Origin of the sequence: Mesorhizobium sp. M4A.F.Ca.ET.020.02.1.1 (genome assembly GCF_004022645.1) — a bacterium.
In the GTDB taxonomy this organism is placed as follows: Bacteria; Pseudomonadota; Alphaproteobacteria; order Rhizobiales; family Rhizobiaceae; genus Mesorhizobium.
Genome location: NZ_RZOI01001401.1, coordinates 1 through 444, shown reverse-complemented (window position 1 = coordinate 444; position 444 = coordinate 1). Strand labels below are relative to the sequence as shown.

The 444-nt window shown below is 71.4% G+C and carries 1 protein-coding gene; it reads left to right on the top strand.

Annotation, left to right across the window (positions count from 1 at the left end):
* Nucleotides 1-10: 10 nt before the first annotated feature.
* On the top strand, nt 11-444 hold a 434-nt coding region (locus EN742_RS37365; protein ID WP_148670633.1), incomplete at its 3' end, for a DNA-processing protein DprA.

Sequence of the window (444 nt, the reverse complement as noted above, 5' to 3'; positions counted from 1 at the left end):
GGGCCAAGGGATGAGCAAGCCCGCCGCCGGCCCGCGCCTCAGCGACCGGCAGCGGCTGAGCTGGCTTCGCCTGATCCGCACGCCGAATGTCGGTCCTGCCTCGTTCCGCGAACTGATCAACCGCTTTGGCTCCGCCGAGGCCGCGCTCGAAATGCTGCCCGAGTTGATGATCTCCGGCGGCGCCAGCCGCATCCTCCGCATTCCCACTGTGGCCGAGGCCGAGGCGGAGCTGGACGCGGCAAGGCGGGCCGGCGGCCGTTTCGTCGGCATCGGCGAGGCCGACTATCCGCTTCTGCTGAAGGCCATGGATAATCCGCCGCCCCTGCTTGCGGTGAAGGGCGAGGGCGCGGTTTTCCGTCTGCCGGCGGTCGCCGTCGTCGGCGCCCGCAACGCCTCGCTCGCCGGCGTCAAGATGGCGCGGATGCTGGCGGCGGACCTTGGCCG